This window comes from Rossellomorea yichunensis, from assembly GCF_032337515.1.
GTDB classification, from domain to species: Bacteria; Bacillota; Bacilli; order Bacillales; family Bacillaceae_B; genus Rossellomorea; species Rossellomorea yichunensis.
Genome location: NZ_JAVYAD010000021.1, coordinates 1 through 2,864 on the forward strand (window position 1 = coordinate 1; position 2,864 = coordinate 2,864).

The 2,864-nt window shown below is 40.2% G+C and carries 3 protein-coding genes; all 3 read right to left on the bottom strand.

Features of this window, described 5'->3' with window-relative positions; all coding sequences use genetic code 11:
* Positions 1–211 precede the first annotated feature (211 nt).
* From RSX31_RS23285 to istA, 3 genes are read right to left on the bottom strand one after another with little or no spacing between them, the layout of a single operon-like run.
* Complete coding sequence (locus tag RSX31_RS23285) at positions 212–415, bottom strand: hypothetical protein (protein WP_315636136.1); 204 nt, start codon at positions 413–415, stop codon at positions 212–214.
* Positions 412–1,161 (bottom strand): IS21-like element helper ATPase IstB, encoded by a 750-nt coding sequence (istB, locus tag RSX31_RS23290; protein ID WP_315636137.1) that lies wholly within the window; start codon positions 1,159–1,161, stop codon positions 412–414. Before istB ends, RSX31_RS23285 begins: the two co-directional genes overlap by 4 nt.
* Positions 1,161–2,714, bottom strand: a complete 1,554-nt coding sequence (gene istA / locus RSX31_RS23295; RefSeq protein ID WP_315636138.1) for an IS21 family transposase — start codon at positions 2,712–2,714, stop codon at positions 1,161–1,163. The genes istB and istA overlap by 1 nt, the downstream gene beginning before the upstream one ends.
* Between the last annotated feature and the right edge of the window lie 150 nt (positions 2,715–2,864).

Consider the following 2,864-nt stretch of genomic DNA (forward strand, 5'->3'; position numbering starts at 1 on the left):
TGACTACAGCCATACGATTGTTCCACCGTTGCCATGTTTTTGGTCCACTAATGACATTAAATTGGTCCAGCTCTGCCATACAGATGTCCACTTACAGTAATGCATCAGTAAGAGCCACTGGTTGCGGTCAGATGAGCCATTTAATGCCGGGCTCAGAGCCAATTTATCTTTGAAACAGCCATCGAAAACAGGTCTCCGATGGCTGTTTTGTTTATTTAATACTTTTTCCTTCTAATCGATCTTGAAGTATTAACACTGCTTCCAAGACCAGTGCGTCTTGATCTATATTATCTTCATCCTCTCCATTCGAACATTGAGGAATCAATAGATCTATAAGTTCATACATGATTTCATCAGGAAGATAATTATGAAAGAAATATCTCGCAATACGATTCTCCATCTCTTTAGGGATCAAAAGGAACCCTCCAATCCATGGCGCTCTCGCATTGAAACATCCCCATCAAGCAACATGTGATATGATCCATGTACAATACGATCGAGGATGGCATCTGCCAATGTGCCTTCACCAATCTTTTCGTGCCAGCCACGAGGGTCAAACTGAGAACAGAATATAGTGGAGGCAATTTGGTACCTAGATTCAATGATCTCCAAGAGATCTCTGGCTTCAGTTTCTTTCAGTGGCGTTAAGAGCCATTCATCAAGAATGAGTAAATCCACTTTTGTATACTTTTTAATTACCTTTCGGTAAATACCTTCACCTCTAGCTACTGCGAGCTCATCTAACAAATCAGGAAGGCGGATATATTTCACTTTATAAAACTGTCGACAAGCAGCTACACCAAAAGCGCACCCTAAGTATGTTTTTCCGTTCCCAGATGCTCCTTTAATGATAATATTGTGTTTCTCCTGAATATATCGCCCTGTCGACAATCTTAGAATTTGTGTTTTATCCAACCTTCGATCAGCGTGATATTCTATGTCTTCTATGCATGCCTGGTTATCTCTAAACTCGGCACTCTTGATGAGTCGGTCAAGTTTGGCATTCTTTCTACGCCCCCACTCAATGTCTACAAGCATAGCGAAACGATCCTCAAACGATAAGTCCTGATACTCGGGATTTTTCAATTGATCCATATATCTCTCTGCCATCGCTGTCATTCTCATATCATTTAGTTTGGATAAAGTATTTTCAGTAGTCATTACTTCTTACCTCCATAATAGTCTGCCCCTCTTGTAAAACCGTAAGGATTTGGTTTATCTTCTTTTCGAGCACTATCTTTTTCAATTGTAACGGGGAGTTTATCCTGTCCATTTTTTAGAATCGTTTGGATACTCTTAAGCGTAGGTCTATTTGTGTACATTAAAGCACGCTCACATGCCTTTTCTACACGCTCAACTGAGTGTTGATCTGCCAACTTAATGAGTCCTAAACAGGATTTTAGTGCTTGTTTTTCAACGCGATAAGAAGTGAGAATACTATTAATGGTGGTCAAAGTGTTAGAACCAGCTGATTTACCCCATTGGCGTACATATGAAGTGTCAAAATCAATATATTGCTTATGTTCTTTAGGCATGTGATCAGAAAGAGTATTGAATTGGCCAAGTTTCCCTTTTATTTTTTTGTGCGAAGCGATCCGCAAGCTTTTATAATACACTTCAACAATGGTTCTTGTGACTCGAATATCGACCACGTATTTTACATAATCGTATGGAACAGAGTAAAACATTTTATCTACTTCTATGTGATAATCATATTGTACGGTCGCAATTTGCCAAGTTGCGATTTCGTATGTTGAAGCAGGCAACGGTGTTAATGCGAAGTGCTCTTCTTCTTTAAATGCCGTATGTCTGCTTCCCTGTTTCTTTTGAAAGGGTTTGTGATTAAACTCTTCTAGCTTATCCTGAACCGCATCATTTAACTCTTTTAAACTGAAAAACTCTTGGTTCCGAAGTGAAGCAATGATCCATGTTGAAATATGACCTACTGTACTTTCAGCACTTGCCTTATCCTTTGGATGGCGAACGCGTGCCGGTACGATTGTCGTGTGATAGTGCTCGGCCATCTCCTGATAGCCTGTATGGATAATCGGCTCATACTTTGAAGCTTTTACTACTCCTGTTTTAAGATTGTCAGGAACAATGACTCTAGGAACACCACCATAAAACTGAAATGAATGGATATGAGCTGTAATCCATGACTCTGCATTCATCGATAGGAAACCTTCTACATATGCATATTGACTGCACGGAAGGGCAGATACAAATATATACACCGGAATCTCTTTACCAGTAAGGTTGTCTTTGATTGACATTGTTTTGCCAGCCCAATCCACTTCTAAAAGTTCTCCGGGTTTACGTTTAATTCGCATTGTCGCTTTAGTTTTTCGGGCATATGCATGATAAACCCTGCAGAACTGACGATAACTATATGGAATTTCCTCGTTTGATCGACAACTGAGAGAATACTCCTCCCATAACAGCGTTAGATTAACCCCTGGTTTCGCTAGTTCTTTATGAATGTAGGCACAGTCTGGTTTTCTTCTAAAATCAATAGATGAGTGTTTCTCAGGAAACAGTAATTCCTGTAGGTCCTGGTCCGTTGTTTCTTTTTCTAAAGGCCATCTAGTGTTACTTTCTTCAGCCCTTTTCACCACTTCCCGTATTGTTGTCCTAGAGTTTGAAGTACTGGAGGCAATGCCCCTTTGACTAATTCCCTGAGCGTGCAGCCTCAGGATTTCCCGATATTTGATCACAAAAAAACCTCCTAAATAATTGAATTGCACCGTTAGGTGCATCTCAATTATAAAGAAGGGTGGTCCTCTGCATGGCAGGGATGGAACAAAAACTTGTCATTAGTGGAACAAAAACATGGCAAGCGTGGTACAATCCTGTGGCTGTATTCA